This window comes from Devosia sp. (genome assembly GCF_036406155.1).
Classification (GTDB): domain Bacteria; phylum Pseudomonadota; class Alphaproteobacteria; order Rhizobiales; family Devosiaceae; genus Devosia_A.
This window is the reverse complement of the sequence record NZ_DASWVV010000041.1, coordinates 1-23654: the sequence shown is the minus strand read 5'-3', so window position 1 is coordinate 23654 and position 23654 is coordinate 1. Positions and strand designations below refer to the sequence as shown.

The window sequence follows — 23654 nt, the reverse complement described above, 5'->3', positions numbered from 1 at the left end:
GGCGGGCGCGCCCTCGTGATCGTCACCGCCCCCGTGACGGTGGCGACGATCAACGACCGGCTCACCGCCATCGGCGAGGCGACGGCGGCACAATCGGTGACGGTCACCTCGCCCGCCAGCGGCACGCTGGCAGAGCTGCTGGTCGCGCCCGGCCAGGTCGTCGAGGCCGGCACCGTCATCGCCAGGCTCGACGCCGATGCCGAGGAGATCGCGGCGCGCCGCGCCAGCCTCGCGCTCAAGGATGCCGAGGCGACGCTGGCGCGCACGCAGGAACTGGCCAAGGCCAACGCCGCCACGAACGTGCAGCTCACCACCGCCCAGCTCGCCGCCGACAATGCGCGGCTGGAAGCCGAGAACGCCGCGCTCGCCCTCAAGCGACGCTCCATCGCGACCCCCGTCGGCGGCACCGTCGGGCTGTTCCAGGTCACCGAGGGCAACGCCGTCACGGCGCAGAGCATCGTCACCACCGTCGTCGATACCTCGCACCTGCTGGTCAGCTTCTGGGCCCCGGAACGCTACGCCGCCATGATCCGCACCGGCCAGCCGGTTACGGTCTCGGCCGTGGCCCTCGCCGGCGCGGCCATCACCGGCGAGGTCACCGCCCTCGACAACCGCGTCGACAGCGCCAGCCGCACGCTCGAGGTGCAGGCCCGCATCCCCAACCCGGACGGCACGCTCCGGCCCGGCATGAGTTTCTCCGTCACCATGAGCTTTCCAGGCGAGACGTTTCCGTCCGTCGACCCGCTGGCCATCCAGTGGTCGTCGGACGGCGCGTATGTGTGGACCTATGCCGGCGGCACGGTCGATCGCCTGCCCGTGCGCATCATCCAGCGCAATTCCGACGGCGTCCTCGTGCAGGGCGCCCTCGCCGCCGGCGACCAGGTGGTGACGCAGGGCGTGCAGCAGCTGACGGCCGGGGCCAGCGTGCGGCTGCTGGACGGGATGGCGTCGGAAGGCGGCAGGCCGGGCGAAGCGCAAGCTTCCGCACCCCGCCCCGGTGGCTGACATGCATCGGGCACAGCCGCACCACCCCCTCCCCCGACCCCTCCCCGCAAGGGGGAGGGGCGGAAGACTGAGGCTCCCCAGTTCCGTTGCATCCCCCACGGTGGGCGAGGTGCAGCGGGACCGGCCCCATCACCCCCTCCCCAACCCTCCCCGCAAGGGGGAGGGTGTGATCCGGTTCGCCTCGCTCGATCCAGCCCCACGCGCCGACCGGCACCCTCCCCCGCTTGCGTGGGGAGGGATGGGGAGGCGGGCGTGCACGATGCTTTCGGGAGCGCTGCCATGTCCATAGCCAGCCAGAACGAGCGCGGCGGGGCCATCGCCTCGCTGTTCGTCCGCCGACCGGTGCTGGCGATCGTCGTCAACGCCCTGATCATCGTCGCCGGGCTGGCCGCCTTCCTCGGCGTCGAGGTGCGCGAACTGCCCAGCGTCGAGCGCCCTACCCTGTCGGTCAGCACCAGCTATCCCGGCGCCGCCGCCGAAACCGTCGACCGCGAGATCACCGCCGCCATCGAGGGCGTCGTCGCGCGCGTGCAGGGCGTCGCCTCGATCTCGTCGAGCTCGTCCTATGGCCGCAGCCGCGTGCAGCTCACGTTCAGCGACGGCACCAACCTCGACAACGCCACCTCCGACATCCGCGACGCGCTGAGCCGCATCACCAACCGCCTGCCCGACGGCGCCGACACGCCGGTGATCTTCAAGGCCGATGCCGATGCCCAGGCCATCATGCAGCTCGCCGTGACCTCGGACACGCTGCCGCGCGAGGAACTGACGGCGCTCGTCGAGGAGGTGATCGCGGAGCGGCTGGCCGCCGTTCCCGGCGTCGCCGAAGTCCAGGTGAACGGCGCGCAGCAGAAGATCTTCCAGGTCGACGTCGACCAGCTCAAGCTGGCGAGCCTCGGGCTCAGCGTCGCCGACGTGCGCGCCGCGCTCGCCACCATCTCCTTCGATAGCCCGGCCGGCTCGCTCAACGCCGCCAACCAGAACATCGCCATCCGCGCAGTGGCCGAGGTGAACACGCCCGAGGCCTTCGCCGACATCCTCATCCGGGACCGCGTCCGCCTCGGCGACGTCGCCACCGTCGTCTTCGGCCCCGAATCCAGCACCGGCGGGCTGCGCAGCGACGGCAAGTCGGGCATCGGGCTGGGCATCGTGCGCCAGGCGCAGTCCAACACCGTGGCGATTTCCCAGGGGGTGCGCAAGGCGGTCGAGGACCTGCGCGCCGGCCTGCCGCAAGGCGTCGACATCCGCGTCTCGAGCGACGATTCCGTGTTCATTTCCGGAGCCATCGAGGAGGTGGAACGCTCGCTGCTGATCGCCGTCGTCGGCGTCGTCGCCATCATCTTCCTGTTCCTGCTCGACTGGCGCGCCACCATCATCCCCGCCGTCACCATGCCGGTGGCGCTGATCGGCACCATTGCCGGAATCTACATCTTCGGATTCTCCCTCAACATCCTGACATTGCTGGCCCTGGTGATCGCCACCGGGATCGTGGTCGACGACGCCATCGTGGTGCTCGAGAACATCACCCGGCGGCGCGGCATGGGCCTGGGACCGCGGGCGGCGGCGGTGCTTGGCACGCAGGAAGTGTTCTTCGCCGTCATCGCCACGACGGCGACGCTGGCGGCGGTGTTCATCCCCATCTCCTTCCTTCCGGGCCAGACCGGACGCCTGTTTCGCGAGTTCGGCTTCACCCTCGCCATTGCCGTGATTTTGTCGTCGGTGGTGGCGCTGTCGCTGGCGCCGATGCTGGCCTCGCGGCTGCTCAAGCCGCACGCCGCGCGCCCGCCCAACCTGCTCGAACGCTTCGGCGGCCTGTTGGCCGGGTTCTACCGGCGCACGCTCAGGCTGGGCCTCGACAACCCGCTGGTGGTGATCGTCGTCGCCGTGCTGTTCGCCGGCGCCGCCTACGTCGCCTTCGGCACGCTGCGCCAGGAACTGACCCCCGCCGAGGACCGCTCGTCCATCGCCATCCGGGTCAGCGCCCCCGCCACGGTCAGCCTCGACTTCACCCGCACCCAGATGCAGAAGATCGAGGACCTGGTCGCGCCGCTGCGCCAGTCGGGAGAGGTGGAAAGCATCTACTCGATCTCCGGCTTCGGCGCGAACACCAACTCGGGCTTCCTGATCCTGCGGCTGGCGCCCTGGGAAGAGCGGGCGCGCAGCCAGCAGGAGATCGTCACCGAGATCAACCGCATGCTGCAGGTCGTCCCCGGCGTCCGCGCTTCGGTCATGCAGCCCAACAGCCTCGGCATCCGCGGCGGCGGCAGCGGCCTGCAGTTCGCGGTCGCGGGCGACTCCTACGAGAAGCTGGCGGCGGCGGCCGGGGCGATCAAGGCCGAACTCGAACGCGACGACAAATGGGGCCGGGTCAGCGTCAACTACGAGACGACGCAGCCGCAGGTGACCCTGACCATCGATCGCGAGAAGGCGGCGGCGCTGGGCATCGACATCAACGGCCTGGGCACGACGATGCAGGCGATGATCGACGGCACCACTATCGGCACCGTGTTCATCAACGACCGCAGCTATGCGGTGCGCATGGTCTCGACCTCGAGCCCGGTCAACGACCCGCGCGACCTCGAATCCATCTTCGTGCGCACGGCGGAGGGCCGCTACGTGCCGATGTCGACCATCGCCAGCCTCACCGAGGCGCCGATCGCGCCCAATCTCGGGCGCGAGGAGCAACGCCGGGCCGTCACCGTCACCGCCTCGCTGAGCGACGGCTTCGCCCTCGGCGACGCCTACGCCGAGGCGGTCGCGATCGCCCGCCCCCACCTGCCCGAGGGCGCAAGCATCCTGCCGCTGGCGGAAGCGCGCACCATCGGCGACGCCAATAACGGCCTTGTCATCACCTTCGGCTTCGCCCTGGTGGTGATCCTGCTCGTCCTCGCCGCGCAATTCGAGAGCGTGTGGAGCGCGGTGATCGTCATGGTGACGGTGCCGTTCGGGCTGGCCTGCGCCGTCTTCGCGCTGCTCGTCACCGGCGGCACGCTCAACGTCTACAGCCAGATCGGGCTCGTCCTCGTCGTCGGCATCATGGCCAAGAACGGCATCCTCATCGTCGAGTTCGCCAACCAGCTGCGCGACCGCGGCATGAGCGTGCGCGAGGCGGTGGAGAACGCCTCCAACATCCGGCTCAGGCCGGTGACGATGACCATGATCGCGACGGTGCTGGGCGGCGCGCCGCTGATCCTGGCCGGCGGCGCCGGCGCCGAAGCGCGGGCGGCGCTGGGCTGGATCATGGTGGGCGGCCTGGGGTTTGCCGCCATCTTCACGCTCTACCTGACTCCGGTCGCCTACCTGCTGCTGGCGCGCTTCTCGCGCCCCAAGGTGGAGGAGGAAGCCCGGCTGCAGCGCGAGCTCGAGGCCGCCCAAGCCACGCCGAGCGTGCCCGCTCCGGCGCAGTAGGAGCCTGCCCGCGGCGCGGCCGCCTGGCTTGCGCGGCCCGACGGCCGTGCTACACCCCGGCCATGGACGAGCCGGCAATCCTGGGGAAGGTGGCGACGACGGGCGGCAGCGGCTTCATCGGCCGCGCGCTGGTCGCGTTGCTGCGCAGCCGCGGGATACCCGTGCTCGAACTCGGCCGCGCCGACCTGGCGGCACCCGCATTGGAGGGCGTCGACGCCGTCATCCACCTGGCGGGGCTCGCCCATCGCGGCGCGCGGGAGGCCGATTTCGACGCCATCAACCACCGCCTGACGCGGCAGCTGCTGGACGCTGCCATCGCCCAGGGGGTGCGCCGCGTCGTCTTCGTCTCCTCCATCCACGCGGCGACCGCCGATACCCCGTACGGCCGCTCCAAGCGCGATGCCGAACAGGCCATCGCGGCAAGGAGCGACGAGATCGAGACCGTCATCGTCCGCCCGCCGCTGGTCTATGGCCGCGACGCCAGGGCGAACTTTGCGAGGCTGCTGCGCCTGTGCGATTCCCCCCTGCCTTTGCCGTTCGGTGCCGTCCACAACCGCCGCAGCCTGGTCGGCCGCTCCAACCTGTGCGATGCGCTGCTGTTCCTCGCCGCGCACCCAGGCGCCGCCGGGGGCACCTTCCCGGTCACCGATGGGCCGCCGCTGTCGCTGGCCGACATGGTGCGGCTGATCCGGCGCGCCCTTGGCCGGCCGGCCCGGCTGGTGAAGGTCCCGGTGCCGCTGCTGCGGGCGGCCCTCGTTGCCGCCGGGCGGGCCCACCTCGCCGAACAACTGCTCGACGACCTCGTCATCGACGGCTCGGCGCTCGCCGCCCTGGGCTGGCGCCCGCCCCTGGCCCCGCTCGACGCGCGCGAACTGACCGCTGGGCCGGAACAAAGATAAGGGCGCGGAACCGGAGTTCCGCGCCCCTTCGGTTTCGTCCACGAGGGAGCGTCAGCCCTTGCGAACTACGCCGAGAAGGTGGTCCGCCGGGGGGCGGCGGCCAAGTGCCGGACGGTTGCTGTCGCCGGATCCCGGCAACTCCGTCCTTCTTTCTTGCAGGGTTAATGAGCGAGGCGCCGATATCGTTCCCCGCATGGCGTGGTTTCCCTGAGCCAACCAGGAATGCGTTTTCCTTCAGGGCTTTAGCGGTCGTCGACATAGATCGTCGCGGTGCCGTCGCTGGTGGCGGTGAGGAAGATCACCTGGTCCAGCGTCGCCCGGTGGCGCGCCAGCGCCTTGATCGCCTGCGGCACCAGCCGCACCTGCGCCCGCAGGTAGGCGAGGACGCGCGCGCGGCGGGCGAGCGTCGCATCGAGGACGGCGCCGCTGATGCGCATGCCCGACAGGCGCGCCACGCCTTCCACATAGACGGTCCGCGCTTCCCCCAGGCGCTCGACATCGTCGCCGAAATCGCCGACCTGGATGGCAGCGATCAGGTTGCCCAGATCCATGACGTACTGCGCACGGACGGTACCGGGACCCGCGAGCCCCGCGACCACGGCCAGTGCCAGAAGCAGCGGCAGGCGCATGCGAACCTCCCCGTTTTTCGCCCTCTGGTGCGCCCAGGGGGTTGCGCCGCGGCCCATTTCCATGTGTGTGGGATGAACGGGCCTTTTCACGCGCAGCAGGAACGATGACCACCCCCGCCGAAGCCTACAAACAGCATCTCGTTTCCATCCTCAAGGAGCTCAAGGCCAGCGGCACCAAGGACGCCGAGGCCATGTGGCTGCTCGGCCATATGGCCGCGGGCCTGCTCGCCCAGTCCCCCTTCCGCTCGTGGCGGCAACTCAAGGCCGGCCTCACCCGGGAGGCGTATGACGGCCTGCTCCGCGACTTCGAATCCCAGGGCAACGCCCTGCACCGGGACGGCAAGGACAAGCTCGCCTATGCCATCCGCATCCTCGGCATTTCGGTGATCGGCAGGACGCAGCCGGACCCGCAGTTGCAGGACGGCGCGAAGCTGCTCGACGAGGTGATCGACAGCGCCGTCGCCTTCTACCGCAAGCGTCCCCGCGGCGGCGCCGGAGCGAACTGAGCCGCCGGCAGGAAAAAGGGCGGGGAACCGCCGTCCCCCGCCCTGCCGATGCTGGCGCGCCCGTGGTCAGGACGCGCGGTCGTCGACGTAGAACGTCCAGGTGCCGTCGGCGCCGGACTCGACCGAGATGATCTTGTTGACGTCGAAGTTGGCGATACCGGCACAGCTCGTTTCGAGCTTGCTCATCAGCGCCGTGTTGGCCTGGATGTCGGTGCGCAGCGTCATCATCTTCGACTCGTTCTGCGAGATCGCGTTGTCGAGCGCCGACGCGTTGCCGGACGCATCACCCTGCAGCGACGACACGCCGACGCAGTTGACCGTGGCCGTGTCGCTGAACGCCGACAGGTCGACGCTGGCGTTGGACTGCATGCTCGAGATCACCGAGCCGTAGGTCTTGCCCAGGCTCCCCGTCGTGGTCACGTCGACCGACGGGTTGGCGGCCGCGCCGGCCGATGCCCCGGCGTCCTGGGCGATCGCGATGCCCGAAGCTCCGAACAGGAGCGCCGCGGCCAGACCCAATTTGGCGACAGTGTTCATGGTTTCATCCTCTTCTTCTTGTTGTGCCACCCGCGGCCGAAAAACGCGGGCCCGGGCCTGCCGTTCCGTCGGCAATCTGGGTCTTTAGGGGGCGGAAAACCGGCGACAAATGGACTGCTTCCGCCGCCGCCGCCGACTTGATCCCGATCAAGGCCGCGGCGCTGCCGCCGGCGCAGTGTCCCCGCAGGAAGGACGAGGCAGGATGCGCATCAAGGACAAGGTTGCAGTGATCACCGGCGCCGGCTCGGGCATCGGCCTTGCCACGGCCCGGCTGTTCGTCGAAGAGGGCGCCCGGGTCGTCGCCGCCGACTGGCACCAGGAAGCGGTGGACGCCGCCGTGGCCGCGATCGGCGGCAGCATCGTCGGCATCAGGGCAAACGTCGCCGAGGAGGCCGAGTGCGTCGCCATGGTCGACCGCGCCGTGGCCGAGTTCGGCCGCATCGACATCCTCGTCAACAATGCCGGCGTGATGGACCTGTTCCAGTCGGTCGCCGACGTCGACAACGCCACCTGGCGCCGCTGCCTTTCGGTCAATCTCGACGGGCCGATGTTCGCCATGCGCCGGGCCGTGCCGCTCATGCTCAAGCAGGGCGGCGGCGCGATCGTCAACATCGCCTCCGTGGCCGGGCTGGGCGGCGGTTCGGCCGGCGCCGCCTACACGACGTCGAAGCATGCCCTGATCGGGCTCACCCGCAGCACGGCGTTCCAGTATGCCAAGCTTGGCCTGCGCTGCAACGCCATCGCCGCCGGCGGGGTGACCACCAACATCATGCAGAGCGTCGACCAGAGCCACCTGGACCAGGCGGCGCTGGCCCGCATCCAGGCCTATCACGCCGTCAATCCCGGCATGCTGGAGCCGCTCGACATCGCCAATGCCGTGCTGTTCCTCGCCTCCGACGCAGCGCGGCACCTCAACGGCGCCGTCCTTCCCATCGACATGGGCTGGACCTCCGCCTGAGGCGGGCGGCCCAGGACTAGGTCGGCATCGGGCCGGTCTCGTCCGCAGGACTGCCCGCAGCGGCCGCGCGCGCCTCGGGCGAAGCCGCGTCCCGCATCTCCGGCGCGGCGGCGGCCTGGCCGAAGGCGGCGCGCAGCCGGTCCTCCTGGCTGCGGTCCAGATTGGTGCGCAGCACCCGCCCCCCATAGCGCGCGATCTGTCCCAGCACGCGTTCGGAGCTCACCCGGTCGGCGAGGACGAACAGCGCCGCCTGGCCGGGGGCAAGCACGCCCGCCACGTCGCGCATGAAATCGTCGTTGATGCCGTAGTCGTTGAGGGCCGCGGCCACGGCGCCGGCAGCGGCGCCGCCCACCGCCCCGAGCAGGGGATTGAAGAACAGTAACCCGGCGAGCATCCCCCACAGCGAGCCGCCGGCGGCACCCACCGCCCACAGATTGACCATCTGGTTGAGCGCGATCTTGCCGTCGGCCTGGCGGGTGGCGACGACCGCATCGCCGACCTCGACAAGGTACTCCTTGGACAGACTGAAGAGTTCCTTGCGCGCCGCTTCCGCCGTCTCGGCGCTGTCGTAACCGATCACGATGAGTTCAGCCATGTTCATCTCCCCTTGCGTGGCGCTCATACAACTGGCCGGCGCAAGACAGGTTGCATCGGACGCGCGCCGCTGGCCGGCCGGCCTGACCTTCGCTAAGCTCGCTGCTGCCCCAGCGAACAAAGGCCCAGCATGCGACCCGCTCCCCTTCCCCTCGCCCTCGCCCTCGCCCTTCTCCTCGCCGGCCCGGCAGTGAGCGCCGCCGCGCCGGCACAGCTGACCCTCGCCCTCCCCGGCGACGCCGAGATCCGCACCGTCGCCTACGATTGCGACGGCGGCGCCGCGATGCAGGTGACCTACATCAATGCCGCGCCGAACTTCCTCGCCGTCATCCCGGTGGGGGACGGCACCCAGATCTTTGCAGCGGTCCTGTCCGCGTCGGGGGCGAAATACGCCGCGGGCAACTTCGTGTGGTGGACCAAGGGCCCGGACGCCGACTGGTACGACCTGACCCAGGGCGAGGACGCCGCCCCCGCGTTCAGTTGCCACGAACACAACGAGACGCCATAGGAAGGGCCGCGCCCTGCCGCCGCGGCCAACCCGGGAGCCCTCGCAGCCATGAGCATGGTCATCGCGTCCGTGATCTTCGTCATCCTGTTGGCCGTCGCGATCGCCAGTTTCGTATGGTCGCTCGGCGGCACCTGGCCGATCCGCAACGAGCAACTGCTGGCCCGGGCCGTCGTCGGCCGCCCCGGCCTCACCCGCATGCCGCGGCTGGCCGCCTTCGGCGTCGCCGCCGCCAGCCTCGCCGTCGGCGTGGTCGCCCTCGCGCTCGCCGACCCTGAAGCCGGCGGCGTGCCGCTGTCGCTGCTCGGAATGCTGTGCGGCGCACTGCTCATCGCCCGCGGCATGCTCGGCTTTACCGCCGGCTGGCGCGCGCGCTACCCCGAAGAGCCGTTCGCGACGCTCGACCGCAGCAACTACTCGCCGCTCGCCCTCATCGTCGGCGCCGGGTTTCTCCTCCTGGTCGGCTTGCGGCTGATCCCCTGAGCCTTCGGCGCGAAAAGCCTCAGGCCTGGTCCGACGGCGCCGGCACCAGCACCACCACCGCACGGGCCGGCAGCCGCAACGAGCCGTCGGCGATCGTCGCCTGCGCCTTGTCGTCGGAGACGATCGCCACCTGCCACGCCCCGGCGGGCAGCCGCGCCTGCACCGCCTCCACCCGGCGGTTGAACCACACGAGGACGACGTCCTCGTGCTGGGCGAGTTGCATCCCCAGCACCGAAGAGGTCGGGTCGTTCCAGTCCTGCGGACCCATCTCGCGGCCGTCCGGATGCAGCCAGACCACGTCGCGGCGCCCGTTCTTGTCGGCATGGCCGCTGAGGAAGTGGTCGTGCGTCAGCGCCGGGTGCGCCTTGCGGAAGGCATGCACCGCCGCCACGTAGTCGACCAGGGCGCCGTCGGCGCTTTCCCAGTCGAGCCAGGTGATCTCGTTGTCCTGGGCGTAGGCGTTGTTGTTGCCCTTCTGGGTGCGGCCGAGTTCGTCGCCCTGCTGGATCAGCGGTACCCCGCGCGACAGCAGCAGGGTGGCGATCAGCGCCCGCACGTCCCGGCGCCGCAGCGCGAGAACCTTCGGATCGTCGGTCGGCCCCTCGACGCCGCAATTCCACGACGAGTTGTGGTTGTGCCCGTCGCGGTTTCCCTCGCCGTTGGCCTCGTTGTGCTTTTCCGCGTAGCTGACGAGGTCGGCGAGGGTGAAGCCGTCATGCACGGCGAGGAAATTGACGCCGTGGCTGGGTCGCCGTCCGGCGAAGTTGAAGATCTCGGCCGACCCCGCGACCTTGCCGGCCAGCGCCCCGATCTTGCTCTGGTCGCCGCGCCAGAACGAACGCACCTCGTCGCGGTAGGTGTCGTTCCACTCGCGGAACTCCTTGCCGAACTGGCCGAGCTGGTAGCCGCCCGGGCCGGGATCCCAAGGCTCGGCGACGAGGATCGCCTTGCCCAGCAGCGGGTCGGACTTGATCATCTGCAACAGCGGGGCGTTCGGGTTGAAGCCGGGCTCGCGCCCGAGCACCGGCGCGAGGTCGAAGCGGAAGCCGGAGACGCCCATCTCCTCGACCCAGTACCTGAGGCTCTCGACGACCAGCCGCTGCGTCGCCGGGTGGTCGCAGCGCAGCGTATTGCCCGTCCCGGTGTCGTTGACGGGCTGCTGCCTGCCATCGACCTCGACGTGCCGGTAATAGGTGCGGGCGTCCAGCCCCTTGAGGCTGAGGATCGGGCCGTTGGCGTCGCCTTCGCCGGTATGGTTGTAGACGACGTCGAGAATGACCGAGATCCCTGCCCTTCGGTAGGTGTCGGTCATGTGCCGCAGTTCCTGCGGACCGCGCGGGGCCAGCCGCGGGTCGAGGGCGAAATAGGCGACGGGATTGTAGCCCCAGGCGTTGGTCAGGCCCAGCGCCGGCAGGTGCCCGTCGTCGATGAAGGCCGCGACCGGCATCAGCTCGACCGTGTCGACCCCGAGATATTGCAGGTGCTCGATCACGCGGCGCGTGGTCAGCCCGGCGATGGTGCCGCGCAGCGGTCCCTGCACCGAGGGGTGGCGCATGGTGTAGCCGCGCACGTTGAGCTCGTAGAACAGCCCCGGCAGCCGGCGGCGCGGGTGGGCCGGCTTGTTGCTGGCGCCGATCACGATCCCCTTCGGCATCAGCGGCGCGGTGTCGACGGCATCGCTGCGCGGCAGGCGCAGCCGGGGCGAGCGGACGAAGACGCGGTCGAGCCGGCGGGCGTAGGGATCGACCAGGAGCTTGTTGGGGTCGAAGAAATAGCCCTGGTCCGGGTTGTACTCGCCGTCGGCACGGAAGCCGTACTTGACGCCCGCGCCGATGCCGGCGACGAGGCCGTGATGCACGTGCTCGTCGTGGCCGTCGAGCTCGAAGCGGCCGACCTCGTTGTCGAGTTCGTCATAGATGGAGACCCACAGCGCCGACGCCGTCTCGGAATAGACCGCGAAGTTCACGCCTTCGGCCGTCACCGTGGCCCCCAGCACCGACGGCGAACCGCCGTGCGGCACCAGTTCCGGCTTCAGCTCGGGCGGTGCGTCAAGTGATGACACTGGGGGCGTCCCTGCCGGTGCGGGAGCGAATGGCGGCGATGCGCTCGGCGAGGGCGATGAGCGGCCCGAGGGCAGCCTGCGTATCGAGGTCGTGTCGTCCATCCGGCGGCTCATATCTTTCGAGATACAGCCGCAACGTCGCCCCGACCGTGCCGGTTCCGCTCAACCGCAGCACGATCCGGCCACCGTCGGAAAATCCGATCCGGATTCCCTGCCGGGCGCTGGTCGAGCCGTCGATCGGATCGGTGTAGGTGAAATCGTCGGCGTAGCTCACCTGGTATGGACCGAAGGCCTGCCCCGGCAGGTCGGGCAGGCGCCCCCGCAAATCGTCCATCAGCGCGCCGGCCGCGGCCGCGTCGACTTCCTCGTAGTCGTGGCGCGTGTAGTAGTTGCGGCCATAGGTCCGCCAGTGGCCGCGCACCACCTCGTCCACGCTCTGCCGGCGGGCGGCGAGGATGTTGAGCCACAGCAGCACCGCCCACAGCCCGTCCTTTTCGCGCACGTGGTTCGAGCCCGTACCGGCGCTCTCCTCGCCGCAGATGGTCACCCGCCCCGCGTCGAGCAGATTGCCGAAGAACTTCCAGCCCGTGGGGGTCTCGTGCAGCTCGATGCCGAGCGCTTCGGCCACCCGGTCGGCGGCAGCGCTGGTCGGCATCGAGCGGGCGATGCCGGCAATGCCGCCGGCATAGCCGGGGGCGAGCGGCGCATTGGCGGCGAGGATGGCCAGCGAATCCGACGGGGTGACGAAGCGCCCCCTTCCGATGATCAGGTTGCGGTCGCCGTCGCCGTCCGAGGCGGCGCCGAAATCGGGCGCGTCGGGGCCCATCATCAGTTCGAGCAGGTCGCGGGCGTAGACGAGGTTCGGATCGGGATGGCCGCCGCCGAAATCCGGCAGCGGCGTGCCGTTGACCACCGTTCCGGCCGGCGCCCCGAGCATCTCCTCGAGGATGCGCGTCGCATACGGGCCGGTCACGGCGTGCATGGCGTCGAAGCGCATGCGGAAGCCGGAGGCGAACAGGGCCCGGATGCGATCGAAATCGAACAGCGTTTCCATCAGCGCGGCGTAGTCGGCGACGGGATCGATGACCTCCACCGCCATGCCGCCGGAATGCTGCGTGCCCAGCCGCGACAGGTCGATGTCGGGGACGTCGGCGATGCGGTAGCGCTCGATCGCTTTCGTCCGCGCGTAGATCGCGTCGGTGATGCGCTCGGGTGCCGGGCCGCCGTTGCCGACATTGTACTTGATGCCGAAATCCCCCTCCGGCCCGCCGGGATTGTGGCTGGCGGAGAGCACGAGCCCGCCGAATGCCTTGCACTTGCGGATGATGTGGCTCGCCCCCGGCGTCGACAGCAGGCCGTCCCGACCGACCAGGACCGCCCCGAAGCCGTTGGCGGCAGCGATCCGGATGGCGCGCTGGATGGCGACGTCGTTGAAGTAGCGCCCATCGCCGCCGATCACCAGCGTCTTGCCGTGGTAGCCCTCGAGGCTGTCGAACACCGACTGCACGAAGTTCTCGACATAGTTGGGCTGCATGAACACCCCGACGCGCTTGCGCAGGCCGGACGTGCCCGGCTTCTGGTCGCCATAGGGCGTGGTGCTAACGGTCTTGATCGTCATGGCGTTTCACCCCGAGCAGATCGGCATACAGGGCAGCGTATTTTTCGGCGCTGGCGTCCCAGGAGACGTCCGACTTCATGCCCCGGCGCTGCATCTTGAGCCATAGCCCGGGCCGGGCGTACAGGTCCACTGCCCGGCGGACGGCGTCGAGCAGCGCCGCCGTCGTCGCCGGGGCAAAGACGATGCCGGTGGCCACCCCGGCGTCAAGCGCGGCCACGTTGGCGTCGATGACGGTGTCGGCGAGCCCCCCCACGCGGCTGACCAGCGGCACGCAGCCGTAACGCAGCCCGTAGAGCTGGGTAAGGCCGCAGGGCTCGAAGCGCGAGGGCACCAGAATGACGTCGGCGCCGCCCTGGATGAGGTGCGCCAGCGCCTCGTCGTAGCCCCGGATGAAGCCGACCCGGCCGGGGTGCCGCGCCGCGGCGGCGCCCAGCCCGTCCTCGAGCGCCTCTTCGCCCGAGCCGAGCACGCACAGCCGGCCGCCCATCTCGACGAGCCCGTCGATGCATTCGACGAGCATGTCCATGCCCTTCTGCCGGGTGAGCCGGCTGACCACGGCAAACAGCGGGCGCGGGCCGTCGTCGAGCCCGAACCGCCCGCACAGGGCGGCCCGGTTGACGGCGCGGAGCGGCAGGGTTTCGGCCGAGTAGGTCTGGGCCAGCGCCGGGTCGCGGGCCGGATCCCAGGCCGCCACGTCGATGCCGTTGAGGATGCCGTGCAGCACGTCGGCGCGGCTCTGCAGCAAGCCTTCGAGTCCCATGCCGAACTCGGCGGTACGCAGCTCCTGCGCGTAGGTCGGGCTGACGGTGGTCACCGCATCGGCGCATTGCAGGCCGGCCTTGAGATAGCCGATGCCGCCGTAATACTCGATCGCGCCCTCCGCGGCGGCGCGGTAATCGAGCCGCAGGTCGCCGAAGATGTCCCAGCCGAAATGGCCCTGGAACGAGATGTTGTGGACGGTCATCACCGTCCTCACCCGGGTCGGCGCGTTGAAGGCGACGTAGGCGGGCGTCAGGGCCGCCTGCCAGTCGTGGCAGTGGGCGATCTGCGGCCGGTAGCCCTCGACCAGACCGCGGCCCAGTTCGTAGGCGGCGAAGCTCAGCGCCGCGAAGCGCCGCCAGTTGTCGGGCCAGTCCTTGCCGTCCGGCCCGAGATAGGGGTTGCCCGGCCGGTCGTAGAGGTGCGGCGCGTCGAGCGCGATGAGTTCGAGGCCGGCCGCCCGCCCCAGCAGCAGCCGGGCCGGCCCGCCGAAGCAATCGCCCATCTCGGCGACCACGGTGCCGTCCTCGAGGCTTCCGAGCACGGCCGGGTAACCCGGCAGCAACGTGCGCATGGCGACGCCGTGCGGCGCCAGGGCGCCAGGCAGCGCGCCGGCGACGTCGGCGAGCCCCCCGGTCTTGATCAGCGGATAGACCTCGGCAGCGACCGAGAGGACGTCGATCATCGGCTCGCCAGGTACTTGTCGAGCATCGGCTGGGTGATGAGCGTGACCCCGTCCTCGGTGCGCCGGAACCAGTGCCGGTCGAACTCGGGGTCCTCGCCCACGACCAGGCCCTCGGGGATGTTGACGCCGCGGTCGAGCACGACCTTTCTCAGCCGCGCGCCCCGCCCGATGGTGCAGTAGGGCAGCACCACCGCCTCGTGCAGCTCGGAATAGGAGTGCACGCGCGAGCCGGTCGACAGCAGCGTCCGCGTCAGCGCCCCGCCCGAGACGATGCAATCGCCCGAGACCAGCGAGTTGACGGCCGAGCCGCGGCGGCCGTCATAGTCGTGCACGAACTTGGCCGGCGGCGTGATTTCGGCGTAGGTCCAGATCGGCCAGTCGCGGTCGTACAGGTCGAGCTGCGGGGCCACGTCGGTGAGGTCGATATTGGCCTTCCAATAGGCATCGACCGTGCCGACGTCGCGCCAGTAGGCCACCTCCTCGTTGGTGGAGCGCACGCAGGAGCGGGTGAAGCGGTGCGCCCAGGCCGAGCCGTGCTTGACGATATAGGGGATGACGTCCTTGCCGAAATCGCGGCTCGAGCCCTCGGTCGAGGCATCGCGGCGCAGTTGCTCCATGAGGAAGCGCGTCTCGAATACGTAGATGCCCATGGAGGCCAGCGCCGTATCCGGCCGGTCGGGCAGCCCCGGCGGGTCCTTGGGCTTCTCGACGAAATCGACGATGCGGTCGCGCGCGTCGACGGCCATGACGCCGAAGCCGCTGGCCTCGAGACGCGGCACCTCGAGGCAGCCGACGGTCACGTCGGCGCCGGTGTCGACGTGCTGGCGCAGCATGATCTCGTAGTCCATCTTGTAGATGTGGTCGCCGGCGAGCACGACCAGGTAGCGCGGCCCGTAATCCTCGACGATGTCCATGTTCTGGTAGACCGCATCGGCGGTGCCTTCGTACCATTGCGTTTCGCTGACGCGCTGGCTGGCCGGCAACACGTCGAAGCTCTCGTTGCGCTCGGTCCTCAGGAAGTTCCAGCCGCGCTGCAGATGCCGGATCAGGCTGTGCGCCTGGTACTGGGTCGCCACCGAGATGCGGCGGATGCCGGAGTTCAGCGCGTTCGACAGGGCGAAGTCGATGATGCGCGACTTGCCGCCGAAATACACGGCCGGCTTGGCCCGCCTGTCGGTGAGTTCGAACAGCCGCGTGCCACGCCCCCCGGCCAGAACGTAGGCCATCGCCTCACGCGCCAAAGGCGACGGTGTCCGGTAATCAGCCATGCTTTCCTCCTCGAAGGCCCCGGTTGTGCGGGGTCGTATGCCGTAACGCGTTCAGGTCGCCTCATACTTCAGGAACAGTGTCGCCAGCGGCGGCAGGTACAGATCGGCATAGGCCGGCCACGGCTCCCCCGTCAGCCCGTGCGCCGCGACCTTACCCTGGTTGCCCGCGTTCGAGCCACCGTACCAGCCGGCATCGGTGTTGATGCGCTCGACCCAGGTGCCGGCGCGCGGCATGGGCACGCGATAGAGGCTGCGCGGCACCGGCGTCATGTTCGAGACCACCACCACGGGATCGACGCCGGGCGCGAAGCGTGCCCAGGCGAATACGGAATTGGTGTAATCGTTCCCGATAAGCCATTGAAAGCCCTCGGGCTCGTTGTCGCGCGCATGCAGGGCCGGCAACTCGCGATAGGCGGCGTTGAGGTCGCCGACGAGGCGGCGCACGCCTTCGTGCATGCCCGCCTCCAGCAGCCACCAGTCGAGCCCCTCGGCCTCGTTCCACTCCTCGCGCTGGGCGAATTCCTGGCCCATGAACAGCAGCTTCTTGCCCGGCCACCCCCACATGTAGCCGTAATAGGCGCGCAGCGCGGCGAATTGCTGCCAGTCGTCGCCGCCCATCTTGGCGATCAGCGCTCCCTTGCCGTGCACCACCTCGTCATGGCTGAGCGGCAGCACGTAGTTCTCGGAATAATTGTACAGCGCCGCAAACGTCATGTCGTTGTGATGGTAGCGCCGGTGGATCGGGTTGCGGCTCATGTAGCGCAGCGTGTCGTTCATGAAGCCCATGTTCCACTTGAACCCGAAGCCCAGCCCGCCGGTGTGCACCGGCGCACTCACCCCGCTCCAGGCGGTCGATTCCTCGGCCACCGTGAACGTGCCCGGGTGCAGCCGGTAGGTCTCGGTGTTGACGCGCTTGAGGAAGGCCACCGCCTCGAGGTTGTGGTTGCCGCCGAACTGGTTGGGGACCCACTCGCCCGGCTGCCGCGAATAATCGAGATAGAGCATCGAGGCGACGGCATCGACGCGCAGCCCGTCGATATGGAACTTCTCCAGCCAGTAGAGGGCGTTGTTGACGAGGAAGCCCACGACCTCCTTGCGACCGAAATTGTAGATCGCCGTGTTCCAGTCTGGGTGGTAGCCCTTGCGCGGATCGAGGTGCTCATAGAGCGCCGTGCCGTCGAAGCGCGCCAGCCCGTGCTCGTCGGTGGGGAAATGCGCCGGCACCCAGTCGAGGATCACCCCCAGCCCGGCCGCGTGCGCGGCGTCCACGAAGCGGGCGAAGCCGGCGGGGTCGCCGAAGCGGGCCGTCGGGGCATAGAGGCCGGTCGGCTGGTAGCCCCAGCTCGGGTCGAACGGATGCTCGGAGACGGGCAGCAGCTCGAGATGGGTGAAACCGAGATCGGCGGCATAGGGCACCAACTGCTCGGCCAGCTGGTCGTAGCTCATGAAGCTGCCGTCCGGCCGGCGCCGCCAGGAACCAAGGTGCACCTCGTAGATCGACATCGGCGTGCGCCGCCAGTCCGTGCGGCCGCGCTTTTCGAGATAGGCGGCATCGGACCAGGCGAACGGCGTCGGATCGGCGACGACCGAAGCGGTTTTCGGCCTCAGTTCGGACTGGAAGGCGAACGGGTCGGCCTTGAGCGGCAGCAGCGTGCCGTCCGGCCCGACGATCTCGTATTTGTAGACCTCGCCCGGCCCCACGGCCGGGATGAACACTTCCCACACGCCGGTCTCGAAGCGGCACCGCATCGGGTGGCGGCGCCCGTCCCAGTCGTTGAACGGCCCGACGACGCTGACGCGCCGCGCATTGGGGGCCCACACCGCAAAATGGGTGCCGGCGACCCCCTCGAAGGTCATGGCGTGGGCGCCCAGCTTGTCGAACAGCCGCAGATGCGAGCCCTCCCCGATATAGTAGTCGTCCAGCGGCCCGAGCACCGGCCCGAAGCTATAGGGGTCGAAGACGTCCCACTCCCCTCCTTCGTTGGCGGCGCGGTAGCGGATCGGCTGGCGGCCGGCGACGGCGACCGGGCCTTCGAAGAAGCCCTCCGCGTGCCGCCGCTGCAGCGTGCCGGCGGGACTGCCGTCGCGGGTGAAGGCGGCGAGCGTCAGCGCGTGCGGCACGAACGCCCGGGCGAACCATTGGCCGTCGATGACGTGCAGCCCCAGGACCGCGAACGGGTCGGGATGCCGCCCGCCCACGATTGCCTCGACTGCCTCGTCGTCCGCCTGCCAGTCTTGCTTGCTCACGGCGCCGCCCCTAGGCACTTGCCGCCGGAACGCCCCAGATCTCCTCGGCATATTGCCGGATGGTCCGATCCGAGGAAAACCAGCTCATGTGCGCCGTGTTGCGGATGGCCATGGCGGCCCACCGACGGGGATTGCCCCAGATGGCGTCGACCTGGCGCTGCGCCGCCGCGTAGGCGTCGAAATCGCGCGCCACCATGAACCAGTCGTGGTCGTAGAGGCCGCCGATCAGGTCGCGGTAGCGGTTGGGATCGTCGGGCGAGAAGACGCCCGAAGCGATCGATTCGAGCGCCCCCTTGAGCGCGGGCGAGGCCTCGACGGCCGCGCGCCCGGTCTCGTTGCGGGCCTGCCTCTGCGTTACCTCCTTGGCCGTCAGGCCGAAGATGATCATGTTGTCGCGGCCCACCCGCTCGACCATCTCCACATTGGCGCCATCCAGCGTGCCGATGGTGAGCGCCCCGTTCATCGCGAACTTCATGTTGCCGGTGCCCGATGCCTCCATGCCCGCCGTCGAGATCTGCTCGGACAGGTCGGCGGCGGGGATGATCGCCTCCGCCAGGCTCACATTGTAGTTGGGCAGGAACACCACCTTGAGCAGCCCGCGCACCGCCGGGTCGTTGTTGATTACCTTGGCCACGTCGTTGATGAGCTTGATGATCAGCTTGGCGTTCCAGTACCCGGGCGCCGCCTTGCCGGCGAACACCTTGACCCGCGGCACCCAGTCCTTCTCGGGGTGGAAGCGAATGTCGGAATAGAGCGCCACCGCCTCGATGACGTTGAGCAACTGGCGCTTGTACTCGTGGATGCGCTTGACCTGCACGTCGAACAGGGCATCGGGCGAGACGACGACGCCCTGCCGGTCGCGGATGAGATCGGCGAGCCTGGCCTTGTTGGCGCGCTTGACCGCCGCGAACTGCTCCTGGAAGCCCGGGTCGTCGGCATGCTTGTCGAGATCGACGAGGCGATCCAGGTTGTCCTGGAAGGCCGGGCCGATCCGCTCGGTGATCAGCCGCGTCAGCCCGGGATTGCACTGCAGCAGCCAGCGCCGCGGCGTCACCCCGTTGGTCTTGTTGTTGATCCGCTCCGGATAGAGCCGCGAAAGATCGCCGAACACGGTCTTGCGCATCAGTTCGGTATGCAGCGCCGAGACGCCATTGATCGAGTGCGAGCCGACGAAGGCCAGCTGGCCCATGCGCACGCGCCGCCCCCCGTGCTCGTCGATCAGCGACACGTTGGCGATCTGCTGGTCGTTGAAGCCGGCGCGCTGGCGCGCCTCGGTCAGCACTTCGGCGTTGATGGCGTAGATGATCTGCATCTGCCGCGGCAGCATGCGCTCGAGCAGCGCCACCGGCCACGTCTCCAGCGATTCCGGCAGCAGCGTGTGGTTGGTGTAGCTGAAGGTTGCCCGCGTGATCTTCCAGGCCTGCGCCCATTTGAGGCCGTGGATGTCGATCAGGATGCGCATCAGTTCGGCAACGGAGATGGCCGGGTGCGTATCGTTGAGCTGGATCGCCACCTTGTCGGCCAGCGAGCCGAGGTCGCCATATTGCTGCAGGTGGCGGCGCACGATGTCCTGCAGCGACGCCGAGGAGAAGAAATATTCCTGCCGCAGGCGCAATTCCTGCCCGGAGGGCGTGGTGTCGGCGGGATAGAGGACGCGGGTGATCGCTTCCGCCCGGGCGCTCTCCTCGAGCGCGCCGATATGGTCGCCGGAATTGAAGCGGTCGAGCAGGATCGGGTCGATCGGCTGCGCGCTCCACAGCCGCAGCGTATTCACCCGCTTGCCGCGCCAGCCCACGATCGGGGTGTCGAACGCCACGGCCAGCACGTGCTCGGATGGCCGCCATTCGAGCCGGGTGGAGCCATCCGGTTCGGCGATGGGCTCGACATGCCCGCCGAAGCCGATCTCGTAGGCGCTTTCGCGCCGTTCGAATTCCCACGGATTGCCATGCGCTAGCCACTCCTCCGGCAGTTCGACCTGCCAGCCCTCGCTCAACTCCTGGCGGAACAGCCCGTGCACGTAGCGGATGCCGTAGCCGTAGGCGGGGATGTCGACCGTCGACATGGATTCGAGGAAGCAGGCCGCCAGCCGGCCGAGGCCGCCATTGCCGAGCGCGGCATCCGGCTCGAGGTCGACCAGCCCACCCAGATCGACATTGAGGTTGCCGAGGGCGGTACGCACCGGCTCCATGATGCCGATATTGCTCATGGCGTCGCGCAGCAGCCGGCCGATGAGGAACTCGAGGCTCAGATAGTAGACGCGCTTGTGCGAGGTGCGCCACGTCTCGCGGCTGGATTCCATCCAGCGGTCGATGATGCGGGCGCGGACGGCGAGGATGGTCGCCTTCAGCCAGTCGTGCGGGCGCGCGACGAGGGGGTCCTTGCCGACGGAATAGGTCAGCCGTTCAAGGATTTCAGCCTGGATCACCTCCGCGGTGAACGAACGCGGCTGTGGCGTGGGGGCATCGAAATCGATCGGCTGTTGCGACATAACGCAATCCATGTCTCATGGCGATGTAGTCCCCTCTGAAGCCGTCACTCTTGCACTGAATCGGCCCCGTTGGAAGCCCCGCGACCCGGATGTTGCCGCGCGCGGGCGCGTCGACGCCGGCAGCGCCGCCCTCTATCATCAAGCGGAATCAGAACGGGAAGACACGGACCCAACCCCATGGCGCGCAAGATCATCATCGACACGGACCCCGGCCAGGACGACGCCGTCGCCCTGCTGCTGGCACTGGCCTCGCCCGAGGATTTCGACGTCCTCGGCATCGTCGCCGTGGCCGGCAATGTCAGCCTCGCCCAGAACGCGCACAACGCGCTCAAGATCGTGGAGTTGTCCGGGCGCACCGAGATTGCCGTCTATGCCGGCTGCGAGCGGCCGCTGCGGCGGCACCTGGTGACCGCCGAGCACGTGCATGGCGACACCGGTCTCAACGGTCCCGGCCTGCCCGAGCCGAAACTCGCACTCAGGCCGCAGCACGGCGTCGACTTCATCATCGAGACGCTGCTCGCGCACGAGCCCGGCACGGTGACGCTGTGCACCCTGGGGCCGCTCACCAACATCGCCATGGCGCTGATCAAGGCGCCCGCCATCGCCAGCCGCGTCGCCCAGATCGTGATGATGGGCGGCGCCTATTTCGAGGTCGGCAACATCACCCCGGCGGCCGAGTTCAACATCTATGTCGACCCCGAGGCGGCCGACGTCGTGCTGCGCTCGGGCATCCCCATCGTCATGGCGCCGCTCGACCTGACGCACATGATCCTGACCACCTACGAACGGCTCGAGGCCATCGACGCCGTCGGCAACCGGACCAGCCGGGCGGTGGCGCAGATGCTGGCCTTCTCCGAGCGCTTCGACCTGATGAAATACGGCACCAAGGGCGCCCCGCTGCACGACCCGTGCGTCATCGCCTACCTGCTGCAGCCCGACCTGTTCGAGGGCCGGCACATCAACGTCACCGTCGAGACGGCGAGCGAACTGACCATGGGCATGACCGTCGCCGACTACTGGGGCATCACCGACCGGCCGAAGAACGTGCTGTTCCTGCGCTCGGGCAACGCCGACGGCTTCTACGACCTGCTGGTCGAACGGCTTGCCCGCCTGCCCTGAGCCGCGCTAGAAGGCGCCGCCGAAACCGCGGATCGCCGGGCCATGGACCTCGTCACCCTCGTCGCCTTCACCGTCGCCTATGCCATTGCCGTCGCCTCCCCGGGGCCGGGCGTTGCCGCCGTCGTCGCGCGGGCGCTCGGCGGCGGCTTCTGGGGGGCGGTACCGATGGTGATGGGCATCCTTGCCGGCGACCTCGTCTATCTTGTCTTCGCCGTCTTCGGCCTTGCCGCCATCGCCGCCTGGTTCGGGCCCGTGTTCGTCTTTGTCCGCTGGGCCGGCGCCGCCTATCTGCTCTATCTCGCCTGGAAGTTCTGGACGGCCACGCCCGGCGGCGAGCAGGTCGCCGCCAAGGCCGAGGAGAGCTGGACGAGGACATTCCTGGCCGGGCTGGCGCTGACGCTGGGCAATCCCAAGGCCATCGTCTTCTACCTGGCGCTGCTGCCGACGGTGGTGCCGCTGGACCGGCCGATGACGGCGCTCGGGTTCTTCGAGCTGCTGCTCATCGTTGTCGTCGTGCTCACCGCCATCGGCCTCGGCTATGCCGGCCTCGCCGCCGCGGCCCGCGAATTCTTCCGCAGCCCCAGGGCGCTGCGCCGGCTCAATCGCTCCGCCGGCGTGATGATGGCGGGCGCCGCCGCCTTCGTGGTGGCGCGCTAACGCACCGCCTCCGCGGCCGCCGCGAGGCCCCAGCGCAAGAGTTCGCCGGCGCGCGCGGCGGTCGCCGCTTCGACATAGCAGCGCAACTCCGGGGCGTTGCCCGACGGCCGGTAATGCACGATCCCGCCGTTTGCCAGCGTGAAGCGCGGGCCGTCGATCGTCGACAGGGCCGCCACCGCTCCGGCCGGGGCGAGGAACGCCGCGGCAAAGCCGGCGTCGCCGGCGAGCCGCGCCGCCAGCGCCGCCCCCTTCTCGGTCGGCACGTCGGCCAGCCGGCCGCTCTGCGCGGCCCGCAGCTTCAGGCGGCGCACGAGATCGGCGACACTCACCTTGTCCCGTGCCGCCATGCCGAGCACGCTGAGAAGGGGCAGCACCGCGTCGCGCGTCGGCAGCGGGCCGAGCGGGCGGCCGTTGACCATCGCTTCGGAGCCGAGCAGCACGCCGCCATTGGCCTCGAAGCCGACGATGTTGCGGAAATCTCCCGCCAGCGCCTCGGCCATGCCGGCGATGACATAGGGGGAGCCGACCCGGGTACGGATCACCGCCCGGAAACTGCCGCTCGCCTCGATCGCCGAGTTGGAGGTGACCGGCGTCACCACCGTGTCGGCGTTCAGGAACTGGGCCGTGAGCAGCCCCAGCGCGTCGCCGCGCACGAAACCGCCGGCGCCGTCGACGAGCAGCGGCCGGTCGCCGTCGCCGTCGGCCGACACGATGGCGTCGAGCCGGTGCTCGGCCAGCCAGGGGCCGAGCGGCGCGAAAACGGGATCGGCAAACGCCTCGGTGTCGACGGCGACGAACGCTTCCGCCCGGCCGAGCCGCAGCACTTCGGCGCCGGCCCGCGTCAACAGCGAGACCAGCAGGTCGCGGGCGACCGTCGAATGCTCGAACACGCCGATGCGCCAGCCCTTGAGCGCCGCCGGCGGCAGGAAATGGCGGTAGCGCTGGCGGTAGCGGTCCCCCGAAGCGGCGGAGGCGTCCGCGGCGACGGCCATGCCGGCAATTTCGGCCGCGTCCAGCGCTGCGCCGATCCCGGCCTCGTCTTCCTTGGTGACCTCGCCCAGCGGCGTATAGAACTTGAGCCCGTTGCGGTCGGCGGGAATGTGGCTCCCCGTCACCATGATGGCGGGCGCCCCCGCCGCCATGGCGTGGAGCGCCAGTGCCGGCGTCGGCAACGCGCCGCAATCGACGGGCGCGAGCCCGGCCGCGGCGATGGCGGCGGCGCAGTCG

General features: G+C 69.5%; 19 protein-coding genes. 9 read left to right on the top strand and 10 right to left on the bottom strand.

Annotation, left to right across the window (positions count from 1 at the left end):
• The 3 genes from VGD93_RS02780 to VGD93_RS02770 form a co-directional block, all read left to right on the top strand.
• On the top strand, window positions 1-1005 hold a 1005-nt coding region (locus tag VGD93_RS02780), incomplete at its 5' end, for an efflux RND transporter periplasmic adaptor subunit (protein WP_395008962.1).
• 279 nt (window positions 1006-1284) lie between these two features.
• The gene (locus VGD93_RS02775) at window positions 1285-4413 is read left to right on the top strand and encodes an efflux RND transporter permease subunit (RefSeq protein WP_395008960.1); all 3129 of its coding nucleotides are present in this window, start codon (window positions 1285-1287) and stop codon (window positions 4411-4413) included.
• 62 nt (window positions 4414-4475) lie between these two features.
• Entirely contained in the window at window positions 4476-5312 is an 837-nt protein-coding gene (locus VGD93_RS02770) for an NAD-dependent epimerase/dehydratase family protein (protein WP_395008958.1), read from the top strand.
• Window positions 5313-5554: 242 nt separating this feature from the next.
• Here VGD93_RS02770 and VGD93_RS02765 read toward each other — a convergent pair whose 3' ends face one another.
• Window positions 5555-5941 (bottom strand): hypothetical protein, encoded by a 387-nt coding sequence (locus VGD93_RS02765; protein WP_395008956.1) that lies wholly within the window; start codon window positions 5939-5941, stop codon window positions 5555-5557.
• Between the two features lie 104 nt (window positions 5942-6045).
• On the opposite strand from VGD93_RS02765, the gene VGD93_RS02760 reads away from it, so the two are divergent.
• Window positions 6046-6447: a hypothetical protein gene (locus VGD93_RS02760; protein ID WP_395008954.1), complete on the top strand. Its 402-nt coding sequence runs from the start codon at window positions 6046-6048 to the stop codon at window positions 6445-6447.
• A 66-nt stretch (window positions 6448-6513) separates the two neighbouring features.
• Here the strand turns inward: VGD93_RS02760 and VGD93_RS02755 are convergent, their stop codons facing one another.
• Window positions 6514-6984, bottom strand: a complete 471-nt coding sequence (locus VGD93_RS02755) for a hypothetical protein (protein WP_395008952.1) — start codon at window positions 6982-6984, stop codon at window positions 6514-6516.
• A gap of 202 nt (window positions 6985-7186) precedes the next feature.
• Between VGD93_RS02755 and VGD93_RS02750 the strand changes: the two genes are divergently transcribed.
• Entirely contained in the window at window positions 7187-7942 is a 756-nt protein-coding gene (locus VGD93_RS02750) for an SDR family NAD(P)-dependent oxidoreductase (protein ID WP_395008950.1), read from the top strand.
• Window positions 7943-7958: 16 nt separating this feature from the next.
• Here the strand turns inward: VGD93_RS02750 and VGD93_RS02745 are convergent, their stop codons facing one another.
• Window positions 7959-8537, bottom strand: a complete 579-nt coding sequence (locus VGD93_RS02745; protein ID WP_395008948.1) for a DUF1269 domain-containing protein — start codon at window positions 8535-8537, stop codon at window positions 7959-7961.
• 129 nt (window positions 8538-8666) lie between these two features.
• On the opposite strand from VGD93_RS02745, the gene VGD93_RS02740 reads away from it, so the two are divergent.
• Window positions 8667-9044, top strand: coding sequence for an MliC family protein (locus tag VGD93_RS02740; protein ID WP_395008946.1), 378 nt, complete (start codon window positions 8667-8669; stop codon window positions 9042-9044).
• Between the two features lie 48 nt (window positions 9045-9092).
• Window positions 9093-9524, top strand: a complete 432-nt coding sequence (locus VGD93_RS02735) for a DUF3995 domain-containing protein (RefSeq protein ID WP_395008944.1) — start codon at window positions 9093-9095, stop codon at window positions 9522-9524.
• 19 nt (window positions 9525-9543) lie between these two features.
• Here the strand turns inward: VGD93_RS02735 and glgX are convergent, their stop codons facing one another.
• The 6 genes from glgX to VGD93_RS02705 are packed head-to-tail and all read right to left on the bottom strand — an operon-like array spanning window position 9544 to window position 20651.
• Window positions 9544-11586: a glycogen debranching protein GlgX gene (gene glgX, locus VGD93_RS02730; protein ID WP_395008942.1), complete on the bottom strand. Its 2043-nt coding sequence runs from the start codon at window positions 11584-11586 to the stop codon at window positions 9544-9546.
• The gene (locus tag VGD93_RS02725) at window positions 11573-13204 is read right to left on the bottom strand and encodes an alpha-D-glucose phosphate-specific phosphoglucomutase (protein WP_395008940.1); all 1632 of its coding nucleotides are present in this window, start codon (window positions 13202-13204) and stop codon (window positions 11573-11575) included. The genes glgX and VGD93_RS02725 overlap by 14 nt, the downstream gene beginning before the upstream one ends.
• Complete coding sequence (gene glgA, locus VGD93_RS02720) at window positions 13185-14645, bottom strand: glycogen synthase GlgA (protein WP_395008964.1); 1461 nt, start codon at window positions 14643-14645, stop codon at window positions 13185-13187. Before glgA ends, VGD93_RS02725 begins: the two co-directional genes overlap by 20 nt.
• Window positions 14645-15916 carry a glucose-1-phosphate adenylyltransferase gene (gene glgC, locus VGD93_RS02715; protein ID WP_395008938.1) on the bottom strand — a complete coding sequence of 424 codons (1272 nt, stop codon included), beginning with the start codon at window positions 15914-15916 and terminating at the stop codon, window positions 14645-14647. The genes glgA and glgC overlap by 1 nt, the downstream gene beginning before the upstream one ends.
• A 51-nt stretch (window positions 15917-15967) precedes the next feature.
• Window positions 15968-18214, bottom strand: coding sequence for a 1,4-alpha-glucan branching protein GlgB (gene glgB, locus VGD93_RS02710; protein WP_395008936.1), 2247 nt, complete (start codon window positions 18212-18214; stop codon window positions 15968-15970).
• Entirely contained in the window at window positions 18174-20651 is a 2478-nt protein-coding gene (locus tag VGD93_RS02705) for a glycogen/starch/alpha-glucan phosphorylase (protein ID WP_395008934.1), read from the bottom strand. Before VGD93_RS02705 ends, glgB begins: the two co-directional genes overlap by 41 nt.
• 177 nt (window positions 20652-20828) lie before the next feature.
• Between VGD93_RS02705 and VGD93_RS02700 the strand changes: the two genes are divergently transcribed.
• Window positions 20829-21770, top strand: a complete 942-nt coding sequence (locus tag VGD93_RS02700; protein ID WP_395008932.1) for a nucleoside hydrolase — start codon at window positions 20829-20831, stop codon at window positions 21768-21770.
• Between the two features lie 42 nt (window positions 21771-21812).
• Complete coding sequence (locus tag VGD93_RS02695) at window positions 21813-22427, top strand: LysE family translocator (RefSeq protein ID WP_395008930.1); 615 nt, start codon at window positions 21813-21815, stop codon at window positions 22425-22427.
• Here the strand turns inward: VGD93_RS02695 and VGD93_RS02690 are convergent.
• On the bottom strand, window positions 22424-23654 hold a 1231-nt coding region (locus VGD93_RS02690; protein WP_395008928.1), incomplete at its 5' end, for a phosphomannomutase. The genes VGD93_RS02695 and VGD93_RS02690 overlap by 4 nt on opposite strands.